Source organism: Agromyces aerolatus, from assembly GCF_031432255.1.
GTDB lineage: Bacteria > Actinomycetota > Actinomycetes > Actinomycetales > Microbacteriaceae > Agromyces.
In genome coordinates this window covers 38,408-54,694 of record NZ_JAVKGQ010000014.1, presented here as the reverse complement: position 1 = coordinate 54,694, position 16,287 = coordinate 38,408, and the positions used below count along the sequence as shown (strand labels likewise).

Here is a 16,287-nt window from a genome sequence, read left to right as displayed (position 1 = left end):
GGGAGGTCGGCCCCGGACGGATCGACCGGGCGCGGAGTAGGCTGTGAGATCCCAGCATTGCAGCGGATCGAAGGGCGATCGAGTGTCAGAGCGTCGTGAACACGATGATTTCCGTACGGATCGTCCGAGCCACGCCTCCCTTGACGAGAGTCATCCCACGGTGGCCGAGGTGCTCGGTCTCGGGGCCGTCGCCGACGGGCGGCCCGAGGTGCTCACGGGCGACGCCGGGCTCGCGGCCCGCGTGCGCTGGGTGCACGTCTCGGACAGCGCCGACGTGGCCCGCCTGCTGAACGGCGGTGAGCTGCTGCTGTCGACGGGGTCGGGGTGGCCGGCGGAGCCGGCCGAGCTCGAGGCGTTCGTCGCGGGCCTCGTCGGTGCGGGCGTCGCGGGGCTCGTCCTCGAGCTCGGAGTGCACTTCCGCTACGTGCCGGCGATCATCGTCGACGCGGCCCGCCGGCACGGGCTCACGCTCGTCGTGCTGCACCGCGAGGTGAAGTTCGTCGCGCTCACCGAGGCCGTGCACCGGCACATCATCTCCGAGCAGACCGCCGCGCTCCGCGCGCGCGACGAGGTGCGCGCGCAGTTCACCGCGCTCGCCCTGCGCGGATCGCCCGCGGACTTCATCGTGCACCGGCTCGCCCAGACGCTCGACGCGCCGGTCGTGCTCGAGAACCTCGCGCACGAGATCGTCACGGCCGAGGTGCCGCCGGGCGCTGAGGAGGAACTGTTCGGCGACTGGGAGGCGCGGTCGAGGCGCGCGCGTGCCGGCGTGATCGCGGATGCGCCGGACGCCGGGCCGCACGGGGCGGACGCCCGGATCGACGACGGAGACGGCTGGCTGATCGTGTCGGTCGAGGCCCGAGGCATCCGCTGGGGACGCCTCATCGCGCTGCCGGGCCCGGTGCACCCGGCCGGTCGCGCGGGCGTGCTCGAGCAGGGAGCCATCGCGCTCGCGCTGGGCCGGCTGGCCGACGGCGGCGTCGACGAGTGGGCGAGGACCGGTCGGCAGCGATTGCTCGAAGCACTGCTCGCCGGGCGCTTCAGCGGGGTCGAGGCGGCGACGGCGAGAGTCGAGGCGGCGGGGCTGCCGGTCGTCGGCGCGCGGCTCGTCGGCGTGGTCGCGACGGGCGAGCCGATCGCGCCCGAGGTCGCCGACGCCGCGGCGCGCACGATCGGCGCCCGGGCCTTGGCCATGACGGTGCCGGTGCCGAACACGGGAGCCGAAGGCCTGGCACGCGGCTCGGGCCAGGCCGATCGGCGGCAGGCATCGACCCACGACGTGCGGCGGTCGGTCGCGACCGCGCTCCTGCTGTCCATCCCGGGAGGCGACGAGCTCACCGATCGCGCGGCGCGAGCGTTCGCGCACGGGCTCGTGCCGGCCGGCGTGGAACACCTCGTGCTCGACATCGGAGCCGCGGGCGAGGGGCTCGAGGCCGGGATCGCGTCGTTGCAGGAGGCGATCGATCTCGCTCGGGCGGGTGCGACCGCCGGCCTCGCCGCAGCCTCCGCCGCGGGCGCCGCCGCCGCCGGGGCCGGCCGTCTCACCGGCCGCGGGCCGGTCCTCCGGCGGGCCGATGACCGGCCGCTCGTGCGGCTCGTCGCGAGCCTCCGTGACGACCAGCGTGTGCTCGAGCACGGTGAGCGCATGCTCGCACCGCTCGTCGAGCACGACCTGCGGCGGCAGGGCGACCTGCTCGAGGTGCTCGGTGCGGTGCTCGCGCATCCGGCGAACCGGACCGCCGCGGCGACCGCATCGCATCTCTCGCGATCGGTGTTCTATCAGCGGCTCACGCTGATCCAGGACCTGCTCGGCGTGGACCTCGACGACGGCGAGACGCAGACCGCGCTGCACCTCGCACTGCTCGTCCGCCGCGCCTCGCGCCGCTGACACGCCCCTGGGTTCGTTCTTCGTTCTTGTGATCGTTCTTGCTCAGGAAGCTGCGCGCCGCGCGCGGCGTGTCGAGCCGCGGCACGCCGCCAATCCGCCCGATCTTCCTGAGCAAGGAACGGGCGGCGACGGAGCACGGCGCCGCCGCGAGGCATCCGTTTACTTGCTATTGACAAGTTTACTTGCAAAGAGCAAGCTGGTGCTCGCAACCCGGATCATCGACGAATCACCGGAGGACCTCATGGCCGAGACCAGCATCTTCGTGAACTTCCCGACGACCGACCTCGAACGCGCGAAGGCGTTCTACACGGCGCTCGGCTTCACGATCAACCCGAACTTCACCGACGACAACGCCGCGTGCGTCGTGCTCAGCGACACGATCTACTTCATGGTGCTCACCAAGGAGTACCTCGGCACGTTCACCGACAAGCAGATCATCGACCCCCAGACGCAGGCGCAGATGAGCATCGCGCTCAGCCGTGACTCGCGCGAAGAGGTCGACGCGGCGCTCGAGCGCGGGCTCGCCGCCGGCGGCACCGAGCCGCGCGAGGCGCAGGACTACGGCTTCATGTACTCGCGCGACCTCGACGACCCCGACGGCAACAACCTCAGCTTCCTCTACATGGAGCCCCAGGCCGCCGAACAGGGACCCGAGGCGTACATGTCCGGCCAGGGAGCCGACGCACCGGCGTCCGCCTGATCGGCGCGCGCACATGGCAGCCCGCGCGACGCGCGGTTTCGGGCAGTACAGCGGCGTGGCTCGCGCCGTCGAGCGGGTCGGGGAACGGTGGGCGTTGCTCATCGTCCGCGACCTGCTCGCGGGCGCGCGCCGGTACAGCGATCTGAAGGCCGGGCTGCCGCGGATCCCGACGAACATCCTGAGCGACCGGCTGAAAGAGCTGCAGGAGGCCGGCGTCATCCGCCGCGTGCCGACCGTGCGCGGCGGCTACGAGCTCACCGCGCTCGGGCGCGGGCTCGAGCCCGTCGTGCTCGCACTCGAGCGATGGGGTTGGTCGGCCCTCGGCGAACCCGCCGAGGGCGAGGTGCTCACCGCCGACGCCCTCGCCGTCGCGCTGCGCGCGGCATTCCAGGCGGATGTCTCGCGCACGCTGCCGAGCACCGAATACGTGCTGCACGTGGCCGACGTGTCGATCTCGGCCGTCGTCGCCGACGGTGCGCTCGACGTCGTCGCGATCGGGCCGGGCGCGCTGCCGCAGCCACGCCGCCGGCTCGCGGCTCCGCCGCCCGCCGACGTGCTCGAGCTCGCGGTCGACGTCGCCGGCTTCCGCCCGCTGCTCGGCGACGGCCCGCGCTCGGCCACGGTGCTGGCCGGCGGCGACGAGCTGCTCGAGCGCTTCCTCCGCACGTTCCGCATCACGCCGGACCCGGGCGTCGATGCGGCCCACGCCGCCGACGAGTCATCCGTCGCCTGACGCCTCACGATCGCGGGCGCACGAGTGCGGGCGTGCAGCGCCGAGCGGCGGCCGCACGCGCATCAGGGGCTGACGTACACCTTGCGCAGCGTCTCGCGCACCGTCCAGACCGTGCGCATGCCGGCCTCGAGACGCACGACCGAGCCGGGGCCGATCTCGATCGGCGGCAGCGCGGGCTCGTCGAACTCGACGGTCGCCTCGCCCGACAGCACCACGAACACCTCGTCGGCCTCGACGTCGCGCATCGCGCCGGGCGTCATCTCCCACACCCCGACCGTGCGGCCCTCGGCCTGATCGAGGCGGACGTACCCCGTGGCCGGTGTGCCGGCCACGACCTGGTCCGAGGAGACGGGTTCGTGGGTCAGGGCCAGTCCCGGAGCATCCGTGAGCCGGCCGCCGGTCAGGCGAGGAGCGTCGTTCATGAATCGAATCCCAATCCGAGTGCGTCGAGGGTTTTCAGGAGGAGGTTGCGGCGACCGCGGTCGTGGTCGGCGCGGTCGAGCGACCACCGGGTCGCGTTGATGCCGATCGACGCCGCGGGCTCGGGCGGGAACGGCAGCGGCCGTTCGCGCACCATGCGCAGCGTCGTGCGCTCGTTCTCGCGCCGCTCGAGCAGGTCGAGCATGACCTCGCCGGCGAACCGGGTCGCCGCGACGCCGAGCCCCGTGAAGCCGCTCGCGTACGCGACACGATCGTCGCGGGCCGTGCCGAAGAACGCGCAGAAGCGGGTCGACGTGTCGATCGCGCCCGCCCAGCGGTGCGTGAACCGCAGCCCCTCGAGCTGCGGGAACGTCGTGAAGAAGTGCGCCGCGAGCTTCTCGAACGACTCGCGGCGGTCCTCGTATCCCGTGCGCAGCCGCCCGCCCGAGTGGTAGATCGCGTCGTACCCGCCGAACAGGATGCGCTGGTCGCGGGTCAGCCGGTAGTAGTGGAACTGGTTCGCGAGGTCGCTGACGCCCTGCCGGTCGCGCCAGCCGATCGCCGCGAGCTGCTCGGCCGACAGCGGTTCGGTCATGAGCACGTAGTCGTACACGGGCACCGTCATGAGCCGGTTGCGCTTCAGCAACGACGGGAAGGCGTTCGTCGCGAGCACCGCGTGCTTCGCGCGGACCCGGCCCCGATCGGTGAGGACCGAGACCGCACCCGTCGACCCGGGCGTCTCGATGCGCCGCACTGGCGAGTGCTCGAAGATCTCGACGCCCGCGTCCTCGGCGATGCGGGCGAGCTCGCTCGCGAGCTTTCCTGGGTGCACGAGCGCGTTGGTGCGGGTCTCCCACACGGCGCCGAGGTAGGTCGGCGACGCGAGGGCGGCCCGGGCCTCGTGCTCGTCGAGCAGCCGCAGCGTGTCGTCGCCGCGTGCGCGGGCGTCCGCCGCGAGCTCGTGCAGCCACTCGACCTGGTGCGGTTCGACCGCGACGCTCAGCGCGCCGACGCGCTCGAACTCGGCGTCCGCACCCCATGCGGCGAGGTCGGCCTCGATCGCGTCGAGGTTCTCGAGGCCGAGACGGTCGAGGGTGTCGATCTCGTCGGGCCACCGGGTCAGCCCGTTCTCCCGGCCGTGCGTGAGGCTCGCCTCGCAGAACCCGCCGTTGCGCCCCGACGCGGCCCAGCCCACCGTACGGCCCTCGACGAGCACGACGCGTGCCTCGGGGTTCCGGCGCTTCGCGAGCACGGCCGTCCAGAGGCCCGTGTAGCCACCGCCGATGATCGCGAGCTCGGCGACGTGCTCACCCGTGAGCGGCGGCCGGGCGGCGCTCACGGGGAGGTCGTCGAGCCAGAACACGCGCTGCTCGGCGCGCGCGAGACTGTGCGCGATCACGCTCGCGGGCGGTCGGCGGCGTTCGAAGACGGTGGTTCCCACGGGCGCGGCTCCAAGTCGGACGGTTCACTCCATCCTCGCCGGGCGGCCGGTGGTCGCGCCAGTGCGCGATGTCGCGAACGGATGCCTCGGCCGGACGGGTCGTCCGGTGGGCATCGCCGCGACGTGCGTGCACCGGCACCTGATAGACCAGAGGTATGACCGGAGCTGAGTTCCAGGAGACGCTCGGGCGCACCGCCCACGCGCTCGCCGCGATGGGTGCGGGGGATGCGCGGCCGTATCAGGCGTGCTGGGCGCACGACGACGGCGTGACGCTGTTCGGCGCGTTCGGCACGATCGAGCAGGGGCACGGCAACGTCATGGCGACGCTCGACTGGGTCGCCAGCCGGTTCAGCGACGGCACGCTCGTGCCCGAGTACGAGACCGTGCAGGTGGGCGAGGACACCGCATTCACCGTCGGGTTCGAGCGGGGCGTCGTGCGGGTCGACGGCGCCGACCCGACCGAGATCACCATCCGCGTGACCCACGTCTACCGCCGCATCGACGACGCCTGGCGCATCGTGCACCGGCACGGCGACCACCCGCCGGCCCTGGCGGTGCGGCCCCGCTTGGAGACCTGACGGGAGAGGTCGCCGTCAGTATTCGCGGGTCATTGCGCCCGGGCACCCGCAGAACGTGACGGCAACCCGCGTCAGCGCGGCGCGTGCGCCTCGAGGAACTCGAACACCTCGGTCTGGTCGACGCCCGGGAACGAACCGGTCGGCAGTGCCGCGAGCAGGCTCGTGGGCGTGCGAGCCGCGGGCCACGAGGCATCCGACCAGCGCGTCGCGAGCGCCTCGGGGGCGCGACGGCAGCAGGACTCATCGGGACAGCGCGACACCGCGCGATGCGGGGTCTCGCGGCCGCGGAACCACTTGACGTGGTCGAACGGCACGCCGACCGACACCGAGTACTCGCCCTCCTTGGCCTTCTCGATGCGCGATGTGCACCAGAACGTGCCCGACGACGTGTCCGTGTACTGGTACCAGGGGCTGAACCGGTCGGTGACGTCGAACACCGTGCGCGCCGTCCAGTTCCGGCAGACCGTGGTGCCCTCGACCGCGCCGAGGGCATCCGACGGGAAGCGCACCCGGTCGTTCTCGTAGGCCTTGATGATCGTGCCCGACTCGTGCACCTTCATGAAGTGCACCGGGATGCCGAGCCGCGCGGTCGCGAGGTTCGTGAATCGGTGCGCCGCGGTCTCGTAGGTCACGGCGAAATGGTCGCGCAACTCCTCCATCGAGATGCGGCGCAGGTTCTTCGCCTCGGTGAGGTAGCGCACGGCCGCCTGCTCGGGCAACAGGATCGCGGCGGTGAGGTAGTTCGTCTCGATCCGCTGGCGAAGAAATTCGCCGTAATTTCTCGGCTCCTCGTGGGCGAGGGCATGGCTCGCGAGCGCCTGCAGGATCGGCGAGCGCGAGTCGCGCGACGACGTCGGCGCGGTCGGCAGGTAGATGCGGCCGTGCCGTTTGTCGGTAACCGAGCGGGTCGAGTGCGGCAGGTCGCCGACGTAGTGCAGCGAGTACCCGAGGTGGCTCGCCATGTCGGCGACCAGCTGGTGCGAGACCGGCCCGCCCGTGTGCCCGACGGCGCCGAGCAGCTCGGCCGCCTGGGCTTCGAGCTCGGGATAGAAATTGTCGCGCGCGCGCATCTCGGCGCGCAGCTGGGCGTTCGTGCGCCGCGCCTCCTCGGGCGTCGCCGCGCGCTCACGGTGCAGGCGGTCGATCTCGTGATGGAGCGCGAGGATCGTGCGCAGCGTCTGGTCGCTCATCGACTTCGCGACGCGGAACGGCTCGAGCCCGAGCGCGCCGAACACCGGCCCGCGTTGTGCACGCTCGACGGCGATCTCGAGCGCGGCGCGCTCCGAGGGCGCGTCGGGCCTGAGCAGCTCGTCGGCGGTCGTGCCGAGCGCCGACGCGATCGTGCGCAGCATGGACAGGCGCGGTTCGCGCTTGCCGTTCTCGATCGCCGACACCTGGCTCGGTGCGCGATCGATCGCCTCCGCCAGGGCGCCGAGCGTCATCCCGGCCGCGGTGCGCCGGTCGCGGATGCGCCGCCCGAGGGTCAGCGCGTCGATCTCATCGCCCGACGGGTCGGATGCCTCGCCGGCGGCGTGGCGGCTCGGCGTGCCGAGGGGCTCGGCCGAGGCCCGACGGGAGCGCGGTTCGACGATGGACATGAGTCGATGCTCACATGGAGCACGCGCCGAGACAAACAGAACTTCCTCAAAGTTTCACAACGTGATGTCGGCTCTCCGCATGAATTCGTGCCTCGCGGTTATACGCGCCGGTGAAGGTCATCGCAAGGGCCTATAGGCCACGGAAGCGGGTTCTTAGCGTTGGCGCACAACCGGCCGAGGCATCCGCTTCCGCCAATGGGAGCAAGTGAACCCACCCTGCGATCGCGGGAACCGGGCGGAGACAGGAAGTGAGCACACGATGACGAACACGTTTTCATCCGACCCCTACGGCTCCGGAGCGCCAGGAAGCGTGTCCTCCGGCGGTGCGGGGAGCGGCGCATCCGGCGGCGGAGGCTCCTCCGACCTTCGTGAGCAGGCCAGAAACGTGGCCTCGGAGGCCGGCGACGCCGGCAAGCACGTCGTCGACGTGGCGAAGGACGAGACGCGCGGAGTCGCGAGCGAGACCAAGACGCAGGCGCGCCGCCTCGTGAGCCAGGTGGGCGACGAGCTGCGCGGCCAGGCCGCGCACCAGCAGTCGAGGGTCGCCGGCGGCATCCGCGACGTCGGCTCGCAGTTCGAGCGCATGGCCGACGGCGACACGGATGGCTCCGGCATGGCCGCGAACCTCGTCCGCGACACCGGACGCCGGGTCGGCCAGGTCGGCGAATGGCTCGACCAGCGCGATCCGAAGGACCTGCTCGAGGAGGTCAAGCGCTTCGCTCGCCGGCGCCCGGGGGTCTTCCTCGCGGTCGCGGCCGGTGCGGGGTTGGTCGCGGGTCGGCTGACCCGCGCGCTTGCGAGCTCCTCGGGTGGCTCGGGTGACTCGGGTGCGGCGCGCCGGGGCGGCGGCACGACGCCGGGCACCGCGACGCGGCCGGTGCCGCCGGTGACGGTGCCGCCGGTGACGGCTCCGCCCGTGACGCCCCCGCGCGCGACCGAACCGCCCGCGACGACGACCATCGGCAACCCGGCGGTACCCGGCGGGGCCGTCGGCGGGCCGGGTACGGCGCAGCCCGGCGGGCTCACCCCGGGGACGGGCGGGCTCTGATGACCGACAACAGACCCGGATTCGAACCGCAGACCCCATCGGAACGGCAAGCCGAACGCGAGTCGCTCGGGCAGCTGCTGCAGGAGGTCTCCCGGGACCTGTCGACGCTGCTCCGCCAGGAGGTCGAGCTCGCGAAGGCCGAGCTGAAGGAGTCCGCGAAGAAGGCGGGGAAGGGCGCCGGTCTCTTCGGCGGCGCGGGCGTCGCGGGCCTGCTGGCTCTCGTCTTCGTGTCGATCGCCGCCTGGTGGGCGCTCGGGTACCTGATCGGCAATGCCTGGTCGGCGCTCATCGTCGCCGTCATCTGGGGCATCGTCGCAGCGGTCCTCGCGATGACCGGCAAGAAGGAGATCGAGGACATCGACGGCGCACCGCAGACCGTCGACACCCTGAAGGAGATCCCGGACACGTTGAAGAGGAATGAGGAGAACCGATGAGCAACCCCGACGAGATCCGCCAGGACATCGAGCGGACGAGGGCCGACCTCGGCCAAGACGTGGACGCGCTCGCCGACAAGGTGAACCCCTCCAAGATCGTGGACCGGAAGACACGCCGGGTGCGCCAGGGGTTCACGACGCTGAAGGAGAAGGTCATGGGAGTCGCCGACGACACCGGAAGCACGGCGCACGGCGCCATGTCGCACGTCGGCGACGCCGCGCACCACGCCGGAGACGCCGTCAAGGACGCCCCGCACAAGGTCGCGTCGACGACGCGCGGCAACCCGGTCGCCGTGGGCCTCATCGCCTTCGGGGTCGGCTGGCTCGTCGCGTCGCTGATCCCGTCCACGCGGGTCGAGCAGCAGGCGGCCGACAAGGCGAAGGAGGCGGCGGAGCCGCTCGTCGACCAGGTCAAGGAGGTCGCCCAGGAGACGGCCGAGCACCTGAAGGAGCCCGCGAAGGAGGCCGCCGAGGCGGTCAAGGAGCGGGCCACGGACGCGGCGCACACCGTCGCCGACGAGGGCAAGGCCGCGGCCTCGGACGTCAAGGACGAGGCGCAGCAGCAGCGAAGCTGACGCCCTCGCTGGTCGAGTAGGCGCGCCAGCGCCGTATCGAGACCCGGTGACCGATCCTCGGATCGCTCGCCGGGTCTCGATACGCTTCGCTACTCGACCAACATCGGCTTCAGCTCGCGGGCGAAGAAGTCGATGAAGCGGTCGGGGTCGGGGCCGTTGTTCATGAGCACGACGTGGTCGTAGCCGACCTTCTCGTACTCGCGGATGGCCTCGAGGTGCGTGGCGGCGTCGGGCCCGCACGGCATCGCCTCGGCGATGTCCTCCGGGCGGGCGAGCGCGGCGGATGCCTCGAAGTTGGCCGGGTTCGGCAGCTCCGCCATGACCTTCCAGCCGGTGAGCGACCAGCGCGCGGTCTCGAAGGCGTGCTGCACCGCGGCGTCCTCGGTCTCGGCCCACGCGAGGCCGACCTCGCCGTAGGCAGGACCCTCGCCACCCGCCCCGCGGAACGCCTCGAACAGCTCGGGCTTCGGCTCCGTGCCGAACAGCCCGTCGCCGAGTTCGGCCGCGATGCGCGCGGCCTGCGGGCCGCCCGCGGCGACGATGATCTCGGGCAGGACGTCGGGCAGGTCGAACACCCGGGCGTCCTCGAGATCGAGGAACTCGCCGCGGTATGACTGGTAGCCGCCCTGCCACAGCAGCCGGATGATCTCGAGGGCCTCGCGCAGCAGGTCCTGCCGCTCGTCGGCGGCCGGGAACCCGCGACCGACGACGTGCTCGTTGAGACGCTCGCCTGAGCCGACGCCGAGCGCGAACCGGCCGTCGGAGACGAGCTGGAGGGTGGCGGCGGCCTGCGCGATGATCGCCGGGTGGTATCGCACGGTGGGGCAGGTGACGCCGGTCGCGAGGCCGATGCGGTCGGTCGTGGCGGCGATGGCGCCGAGCACGGTCCACGCGAACGGGGAGTGCCCCTGGACGTCGAGCCAGGGGTGGTAGTGATCGCTGATCTCCACGAAGTCGAACCCGGCCTGCTCCGCGAGCTGCGCCTGGCGGATCAGTTCGGCGGGGCCGAACCCCTCGGCCGCGAGCTTGTATCCGTACTGCGTCATGACGCTCCTCCGTGGGTCGTGAGTGGTTCGTCGTGACGATACGAAACGCCCGAGGCATCCGTCAGCCCGTTGCGCGCCCCGACCCGGGCGTGTACTCGGGCGAGGGATCGGCGAGCCGCATGGTCGCACCGGAGCCGACCGCGAGCGAGGTCGCCGTGCGCGCGATGGTCTCCTGCATGACCTGCACCGCGGCCGCCGGCGCGAGCTCGGCCGTGCGCGCGACGCTGATCGTGCGGGTGAGCGTGGGCTCCTCGAGCCGGACGGCGCGGAGCCCCGGCCGCTCGATGAGGACCATGGCCGGCACGATCGCGACCCCGATGCCGCGTTCGACGAACCGCAGCACGGCGTCCATCTCGGGGCCTTCGACCACGATCTCGGGTGTGAGCCCGGCGGCCTCGAACGCGGCATCCGTCGTGCCGCGCAGGTCGTAGCTGGAGCTGAAGACGACCTGCGGCAGCCGGGCCACCTCGGCGAGACGGATCGCGCGATGCTCGGTCACGGGCGGCGCGGCGCTCGACGAGATCACCACGAGCTCCTCGACGAGCAGCGGGGCGACGGTGAAGCGCTCGGTCGAGGACGCGTTCGACGTCGTGATCAGCGCCAGGTCGAGCTCGCCGCCGGCGAGCTCGTCGAGCAGGCGCCGTGATCCGTGTTCCGAGACGTGCAGCTCGATGCCGGGGTGCGCGGCGTGGAACGCGCTCAGCACCTCGGCCACGAGGCTGATGCAGAGCGTCGGCGTCGCGCCGAGGCGTACGCGTCCGCGACGGAGCCCGGCGAGCTCGGCGAGTTCGCGGCGCACGCGCTCCGCGTCGGCGAGCATGCGCCGCGCGAGGGGGAGCAGCGCCTCGCCCGCGGTCGTGAGGGTGCTGCCCCCGCGAGCGCGCTGGAACAGCTCGGCGCCGAGGTCGCGCTCGAGCGTGGCGATCTGCCGGCTGAGCGACGGCTGAGCGAGGTGCAGCCGGTCCGCGGCCTGCGTGAAGTTGCCGAGGCGGGCGATCTCGACGAATCCGCGGAGCTGGTCGAGATTCATATCCATAGCCTACGGCTATCGAATCCAGGTCGAAGATGCATTGGAGTAATTCTCGACTCGTGCCTAGCTTGGACTCGTGAGCATCTCCGAACGACGACTCTCCACCACCGTCCTCGTGATCGGCACGGGCGGATCCGGCCTCCGCGCGGCCATCGAGCTGGCCGAGGCGGGCGTCGATGTGCTCGCGCTCGGCAAGCGCCCCAAGTCCGACGCGCACACGTCGCTCGCCGCGGGCGGCATCAACGCCGCGCTCGGCACCATGGACGCCGACGACAGCTGGCAGCAGCACGCCGCCGACACCATCACCGAGAGCTACCTGCTCGCCGATCCGCGCACGGTCGAGATCGTCACCTCGGGCGCGGCCCGCGGCATCGACGACCTCGAACGCTACGGCATGCCCTTCGCGCGCGAGGACGACGGCCGCATCTCGCAGCGGTTCTTCGGTGCGCACACCTACCGGCGCACGGCGTTCGCGGGCGACTACACGGGCCTCGAGATCCAGCGCGCGCTCGTCAACCGCGCGACGCAGCTGCAGATCCCGGTGCTCGACACGGTCTACGTCACCCGCCTCCTCGTGAACGAGGACGGCGCCGTGTTCGGCGCCTACGGGTTCGACCTCGAGGACGGCACCCGGTACCTCATCCACGCCGACGCGGTGATCCTCGCCGCGGGTGGTCACAACCGCATCTGGCGGCGGACGTCGTCACGGCGCGACGAGAACACCGGGGACTCGTGGCGGCTCGCCGTCGAGGCCGGCGGCCGCGTGCGCGACCCCGAGCTCGTGCAGTTCCACCCGAGCGGCATCATCGAGCCCGAGAGCGCTGCGGGCACCCTGATCTCCGAGGCGGCGCGCGGCGAGGGCGGCATCCTGCGCAACGGGCTCGGCGAGCGGTTCATGCACAAGTACGACCCCGAGCGGCTCGAGCTCTCCACGCGCGACCGCGTCGCGCTCGCGTGCTACACCGAGATCAAGGAGGGCCGCGGCACGCCGAACGGCGGCGTCTGGCTCGACGTCTCGCACCTGCCGCGCGAGACGATCATGACCCGGCTGCCTCGCGTGTACCAGACCATGCTCGAGCTGCAGTTGCTCGACATCACGAAGGAGCCGATCGAGATCGCGCCGACGGCGCACTACTCGATGGGCGGCGTGTGGGTGCGGCCCGAGGACCACGCGACGGATGTCCCGGGGTTGTACGCGATCGGTGAGGCGTCGTCCGGGCTGCACGGTGCGAACCGGCTCGGCGGCAACTCGCTCATCGAGCTGCTCGTGTTCGGGCGCATCGTCGGGCAGGCCGCTGCCGCGTACTCGGCCGCGCTGCCGGCGCAGACCCGGTCGGCCGCGGCGGTCGCCACGGCGCGCGCCGAGATCGATGCCCTGCTCGAGGCATCCGGACCCGAGAACGTGCGCGCCCTGCAGCGCGCGATCCGCGACACGATGACCGAGCACGCGGGCGTCGTGCGTGACGAAGCCGGCCTCCGGGCGGGGCTCGCCGAGCTCGACGCGATCGAGGCGCGCACGGCCGACATCGGCGTGCACCCCGACCTCGCGGGGTTCCACGACCTCGCGCACGCGTTCGACCTGAAGTCCGCGGCGCTCGCCGCGCGCGCGACGCTCGAGGCCGCGCTCGAACGGCGTGAGACGCGGGGCTGCCACAACCGCAGCGACCACCCCGAGCTCGATTCGGGCCTGCAGGTGAACCTGGTGTGGTCGCCCTCGACGGGGGTGACCCGCGAGGAGATCCCGCCGATCCCGGCCGAGATCGCCGCGCTCATGCGCGAGGTGTCCGTCGCCGGCAAGCTCGTCGAGTAGCCCGCGCCGCTCGCCTGGCCTCCCACCCCTCCCGCACGCTCGACGGGTGAGCGTGGGGGAGGGGGCGAGGGGTCAGGTGCGGGTGGGCTCGGAGGCGCGGTCGGGGGCGGGTTCCGGGGTGCGAGCGCGGTCCTTGACGAGCGACGGCAGGTGGTGGTCGAGGAGGGTCAGCACCACGGCGATGACGATGCCGATGAGCAGGATCACGCCCGAGTTGCGGAGCGAGTCGGCCAGGCCGATGGTCGCGACATCGAGGAACGGGTAGGGGTACCAGCCGGTGACCGCGCCGTGCACGAACGTGTAGACGAGCCAGGCCAGCGGCCAGATGAACGCGAGCACGGTCGTCAGCCAGGTGCTGCGCGGGCGCGGCCCGAAGATGAGCCAGCCGATGAGCGTGGCCCACGGCGAGATGTAGTGGAACCCGATGGTGGCCGCGAGCGCCCACCCTTCCGGGTGGACGAGCGGCGCGAGGATGGTCTCGTAGACGAGCCCGGTGATGATGATGCCGAGCAGGGCGTCCAGACGGATGACCCGCCAGAGCTTGCCGTCGCGCGTGACGTTGATCGCCAACGCGATCGACGTGACCAGCACGAAGAGGTTGCTCTGGATCGTGAAGAAGCTGAACAGCCGCACGAACCTGGTGGCGAGGCTTTCGCCGGCGGTGGACTCGCCGGAGTTGACGTCCTGCCCGCCCGTGAAGATGAGCACGATCTGGATGAGGAGCGCGGCGGCGACGACCACGGCGATCGTCCCGAACCACCAGCGCGCGAGGCGCGCCCTGAGATCGATCTGCGGCGCCGGCGGTGTGGTCGATGAGGATCGCGTCGTGGACATCGACGTTATGGTTGCACACTCTCCGCATCGGTGACCAGACCCGATCTGACGGCGTCCGGAACGAAGAAGTGCCGCCCCGCGGTGAGCGGGGCGGCACTTGACATGGTCGCGCAGAGATATGCGCGGGCGTTCAGCGTGCTGGGATCAGCGCTGCGTCGCCCGGGTGCGGCGGGTCACGAGGATCGCGCCGGCACCGAGGACGAGGAGCGCGAGCGCCGAGAGGCCGATGCCGAGGTCGACACCCGTGTCGGGGAGCCGGTTCACGTCACCCGCGGGAGCCGCAGGGGCCGGGGCCGGGTCGACCGGGGTGGGCTCGGGGGCGGGAGCGGGCGCGACGACCTGCACGTAGAACTCGGCGATGCGGCCGCTCTCGAGACCGTCGACGAAGACCGCGAGCGTGTCGCCCACCTCGGCGCCCGCGAGGGCGGCGGAGACGGTGCCTGCGCCGTTGGCGTCGGCAACGGCGGTGCCGTACGACTCGTCGATGAGCTCGGTCTCTTCGGTGTAGCGGAGCAGCCCGAAGCCGTACTCGACCTCTTCCTCGGCGCCGAAGCCCGCGAACTGTGCGGAGACGCCGGCCGCGAGGGCCTCAGGGGTCACGTCGCCCGCGATCGCGACGGAGGCACCCTCGGTGATCGTGATGTCGACCGAGTTCGAGTAGACCCAGCGGTCGACGCCGCCCTCGGCCGCGCGCTGCGTCACGGACGCGGCGTACACCGGGTAGCCGTCGGCGTCCGGGGCCTGGGTCGCGGCGTCGGGGACGATGTGCGCCTCGATCGTGCCGTCCTCGGCGACGTCGATCTCCGTGCTGTAGATCCCGCCGCCGCCGTTCTCGCCCATCGAGCCGATGCCGAACTCGGCGGTCGGGATGGTCGGGTCGAAGCCGTATCCGGTCACGGTGAAGCCGTCTTCCCAGTCTCCGGCGGGGAAGCTGGTCTTGCTGAGCTCGATGACGCCCTCGTAGGGCTCGATCGGTTCGGCCGCGGCGGGCGATGCGGCGACGAGCCCGCCGAGCGTGAGCGCGCCGGCGGCGACGAGCGCGCCGAGGCGGCGGCGTGAGGCAGAGTGAGCCAAGGGAGGATCCTTCGTTCGGTAGGGAAAACGGACACGATGGCCCGCAAACGAGTGACTCCCAACCTACCCCAATACGGAAAGCCGTCTCCATGGGCAGGACTTCCCATGTCGCACTGCGCTGCTACGCGCGCTCGGCGGACAGGGCTGCGATGACGTGGCGGGCGCCGGCGGTGAGCGGCGGATTGCGGTCTGTGAACGTGGTCCGGTCGGTGAAATAGACCAGCTGCGCGAGCGCCTGCAGCAGAGCCCAGCCGCGCGCCCGCGCCCAGAGCGCACCGTCCGCGCCGACCTCGGAACGGAACACCCCGCGGGCGGAGGGAGACAGCAGGTTCCAGGCCACACGGAGGTCGCTCGCAGGATCGCCGAGTCCCATCGCACCGAAGTCGAGCACGCCCGAGAGGCGGCCGTCGCGCACGAGGAGATTGCCGGGCGTGAGGTCGCCGTGGATCCAGACGGGCGGGCCATCGTGGCGCGGGGCGGCGAGCGCCTCGTGCCAGATCGCGAGCACGGTGTCGCGAGCGTCGTGGAGCTCGCCGCGCTCGCCGGCGAGCCGGCCGATGGCCGCGCGCACGAACTCGTCCTCCTCGTGCAGCGGCCGAGGCCAGGCGGTCACCGGCGCTCCCGCCGGGTCGAGCGCGCGCATCGCACGCACGAACCGGGCGAGGTCGCGCGCGAGCCCCGCGTCATCGTCCCGGCCGCCCTCGACCGCGGGATGCGCGCCCTCGAGCCAGCGGCAGACGGTCCACGGCCAGTCGAACCCGGAGCCCGGGGCGCCGAGCGCCACGGGCACCGGCACCTCGACCGGGAGGGCCGGCGCGAGACGCGGCAGCCACGTGAACTCGCGCTGGACCGGCGCGACCGCCCACGGGATCCGCGGCAGTCGCACCGAGAGCTCGTCGCCGAGCCGGTAGATGGCGTTGTCGGTGCCATACGACTCGATCCGCGTGATCGGCAGGTCGGCCCATTCGGGGAACTGGGTGCTCACGAGACCGGTGACGAGCGCGCTGTCGATCACGACCTCGTCGTCGTGCATGCGCGTCATCGCCTCACGCTACCGCCGGGATCTTCCGCGACGCAG

At 72.0% G+C, this 16,287-nt stretch carries 16 protein-coding genes; 8 read left to right on the top strand and 8 right to left on the bottom strand.

Features of this window, described 5'->3' with window-relative positions; all coding sequences use genetic code 11:
• The first annotated feature begins 160 nt into the window (after window positions 1–160).
• The 3 genes from RH864_RS15400 to RH864_RS15390 all read left to right on the top strand — a co-directional run bounded on the left by RH864_RS15400 (window position 161) and on the right by RH864_RS15390 (window position 3,321).
• Window positions 161–1,888 (top strand): PucR family transcriptional regulator, encoded by a 1,728-nt coding sequence (locus RH864_RS15400; protein WP_310518454.1) that lies wholly within the window; start codon window positions 161–163, stop codon window positions 1,886–1,888.
• A gap of 241 nt (window positions 1,889–2,129) precedes the next feature.
• Window positions 2,130–2,588: a VOC family protein gene (locus RH864_RS15395; RefSeq protein WP_310518498.1), complete on the top strand. Its 459-nt coding sequence runs from the start codon at window positions 2,130–2,132 to the stop codon at window positions 2,586–2,588.
• Between the two features lie 13 nt (window positions 2,589–2,601).
• A complete protein-coding gene (locus RH864_RS15390; RefSeq protein WP_310518453.1) occupies window positions 2,602–3,321 on the top strand; it encodes a winged helix-turn-helix transcriptional regulator in 720 nt (239 codons plus the stop codon).
• Window positions 3,322–3,383: 62 nt separating this feature from the next.
• Here RH864_RS15390 and RH864_RS15385 read toward each other — a convergent pair whose 3' ends face one another.
• Together RH864_RS15385 and RH864_RS15380 are read right to left on the bottom strand one after the other, a co-directional pair.
• Complete coding sequence (locus tag RH864_RS15385) at window positions 3,384–3,743, bottom strand: cupin domain-containing protein (RefSeq protein ID WP_310518452.1); 360 nt, start codon at window positions 3,741–3,743, stop codon at window positions 3,384–3,386.
• Entirely contained in the window at window positions 3,740–5,182 is a 1,443-nt protein-coding gene (locus RH864_RS15380) for an NAD(P)/FAD-dependent oxidoreductase (RefSeq protein ID WP_310518451.1), read from the bottom strand. Before RH864_RS15380 ends, RH864_RS15385 begins: the two co-directional genes overlap by 4 nt.
• Before the next feature lie 155 nt (window positions 5,183–5,337).
• Here RH864_RS15380 and RH864_RS15375 point away from each other — a divergent pair, with 155 nt between their 5' ends.
• Window positions 5,338–5,760, top strand: a complete 423-nt coding sequence (locus tag RH864_RS15375; RefSeq protein WP_310518450.1) for a YybH family protein — start codon at window positions 5,338–5,340, stop codon at window positions 5,758–5,760.
• Window positions 5,761–5,831: 71 nt separating this feature from the next.
• Here RH864_RS15375 and RH864_RS15370 read toward each other — a convergent pair whose 3' ends face one another.
• A complete protein-coding gene (locus RH864_RS15370; protein ID WP_310518449.1) occupies window positions 5,832–7,358 on the bottom strand; it encodes a helix-turn-helix domain-containing protein in 1,527 nt (508 codons plus the stop codon).
• Window positions 7,359–7,617: 259 nt separating this feature from the next.
• On the opposite strand from RH864_RS15370, the gene RH864_RS15365 reads away from it, so the two are divergent.
• Genes RH864_RS15365 through RH864_RS15355 form a run of 3 tightly spaced genes read left to right on the top strand, consistent with a single transcriptional unit; the run spans window position 7,618 to window position 9,415 of the window.
• Window positions 7,618–8,406, top strand: a complete 789-nt coding sequence (locus tag RH864_RS15365) for a hypothetical protein (protein ID WP_310518448.1) — start codon at window positions 7,618–7,620, stop codon at window positions 8,404–8,406.
• Complete coding sequence (locus RH864_RS15360) at window positions 8,406–8,840, top strand: phage holin family protein (protein WP_310518447.1); 435 nt, start codon at window positions 8,406–8,408, stop codon at window positions 8,838–8,840. Before RH864_RS15365 ends, RH864_RS15360 begins: the two co-directional genes overlap by 1 nt.
• Window positions 8,837–9,415: a DUF3618 domain-containing protein gene (locus tag RH864_RS15355; RefSeq protein ID WP_310518446.1), complete on the top strand. Its 579-nt coding sequence runs from the start codon at window positions 8,837–8,839 to the stop codon at window positions 9,413–9,415. The genes RH864_RS15360 and RH864_RS15355 overlap by 4 nt, the downstream gene beginning before the upstream one ends.
• 89 nt (window positions 9,416–9,504) lie before the next feature.
• Here the strand turns inward: RH864_RS15355 and RH864_RS15350 are convergent, their stop codons facing one another.
• Both RH864_RS15350 and RH864_RS15345 read right to left on the bottom strand, forming a co-directional pair.
• Entirely contained in the window at window positions 9,505–10,461 is a 957-nt protein-coding gene (locus RH864_RS15350; protein ID WP_310518445.1) for a TIGR03557 family F420-dependent LLM class oxidoreductase, read from the bottom strand.
• 61 nt (window positions 10,462–10,522) lie between these two features.
• Window positions 10,523–11,491, bottom strand: a complete 969-nt coding sequence (locus RH864_RS15345) for a LysR family transcriptional regulator (protein WP_310518444.1) — start codon at window positions 11,489–11,491, stop codon at window positions 10,523–10,525.
• A 76-nt stretch (window positions 11,492–11,567) separates the two neighbouring features.
• Between RH864_RS15345 and RH864_RS15340 the strand changes: the two genes are divergently transcribed.
• Window positions 11,568–13,301 (top strand): L-aspartate oxidase, encoded by a 1,734-nt coding sequence (locus RH864_RS15340; protein WP_310518443.1) that lies wholly within the window; start codon window positions 11,568–11,570, stop codon window positions 13,299–13,301.
• Window positions 13,302–13,373: 72 nt separating this feature from the next.
• On the opposite strand, the gene RH864_RS15335 is transcribed toward RH864_RS15340, so the two are convergent.
• The 3 genes from RH864_RS15335 to RH864_RS15325 all read right to left on the bottom strand — a co-directional run bounded on the left by RH864_RS15335 (window position 13,374) and on the right by RH864_RS15325 (window position 16,251).
• Complete coding sequence (locus tag RH864_RS15335) at window positions 13,374–14,135, bottom strand: Pr6Pr family membrane protein (protein WP_310518442.1); 762 nt, start codon at window positions 14,133–14,135, stop codon at window positions 13,374–13,376.
• 144 nt (window positions 14,136–14,279) lie between these two features.
• A complete protein-coding gene (locus RH864_RS15330; protein ID WP_310518441.1) occupies window positions 14,280–15,209 on the bottom strand; it encodes an LPXTG cell wall anchor domain-containing protein in 930 nt (309 codons plus the stop codon).
• 121 nt (window positions 15,210–15,330) lie between these two features.
• Window positions 15,331–16,251, bottom strand: coding sequence for an aminoglycoside phosphotransferase family protein (locus tag RH864_RS15325; protein ID WP_310518440.1), 921 nt, complete (start codon window positions 16,249–16,251; stop codon window positions 15,331–15,333).
• Window positions 16,252–16,287: the final 36 nt, after the last annotated feature.

Excerpts from the sequence above, each read along its gene's own strand:
- RH864_RS15395 (WP_310518498.1), top strand. The coding sequence starts at position 2,130 with ATGGCCGAGACCAGCATCTTCGTGAACTTCCCGACGACCGACCTCGAA.
- RH864_RS15390 (WP_310518453.1), top strand. The coding sequence starts at position 2,602 with ATGGCAGCCCGCGCGACGCGCGGTTTCGGGCAGTACAGCGGCGTGGCT.
- RH864_RS15385 (WP_310518452.1), bottom strand. The coding sequence starts at position 3,743 with ATGAACGACGCTCCTCGCCTGACCGGCGGCCGGCTCACGGATGCTCCG.
- RH864_RS15375 (WP_310518450.1), top strand. The coding sequence starts at position 5,338 with ATGACCGGAGCTGAGTTCCAGGAGACGCTCGGGCGCACCGCCCACGCG.
- RH864_RS15370 (WP_310518449.1), bottom strand. The coding sequence starts at position 7,358 with ATGTCCATCGTCGAACCGCGCTCCCGTCGGGCCTCGGCCGAGCCCCTC.
- RH864_RS15365 (WP_310518448.1), top strand. The coding sequence starts at position 7,618 with ATGACGAACACGTTTTCATCCGACCCCTACGGCTCCGGAGCGCCAGGA.
- RH864_RS15360 (WP_310518447.1), top strand. The coding sequence starts at position 8,406 with ATGACCGACAACAGACCCGGATTCGAACCGCAGACCCCATCGGAACGG.
- RH864_RS15355 (WP_310518446.1), top strand. The coding sequence starts at position 8,837 with ATGAGCAACCCCGACGAGATCCGCCAGGACATCGAGCGGACGAGGGCC.
- RH864_RS15350 (WP_310518445.1), bottom strand. The coding sequence starts at position 10,461 with ATGACGCAGTACGGATACAAGCTCGCGGCCGAGGGGTTCGGCCCCGCC.
- RH864_RS15345 (WP_310518444.1), bottom strand. The coding sequence starts at position 11,491 with ATGAATCTCGACCAGCTCCGCGGATTCGTCGAGATCGCCCGCCTCGGC.
- RH864_RS15335 (WP_310518442.1), bottom strand. The coding sequence starts at position 14,135 with ATGTCCACGACGCGATCCTCATCGACCACACCGCCGGCGCCGCAGATC.
- RH864_RS15325 (WP_310518440.1), bottom strand. The coding sequence starts at position 16,251 with ATGACGCGCATGCACGACGACGAGGTCGTGATCGACAGCGCGCTCGTC.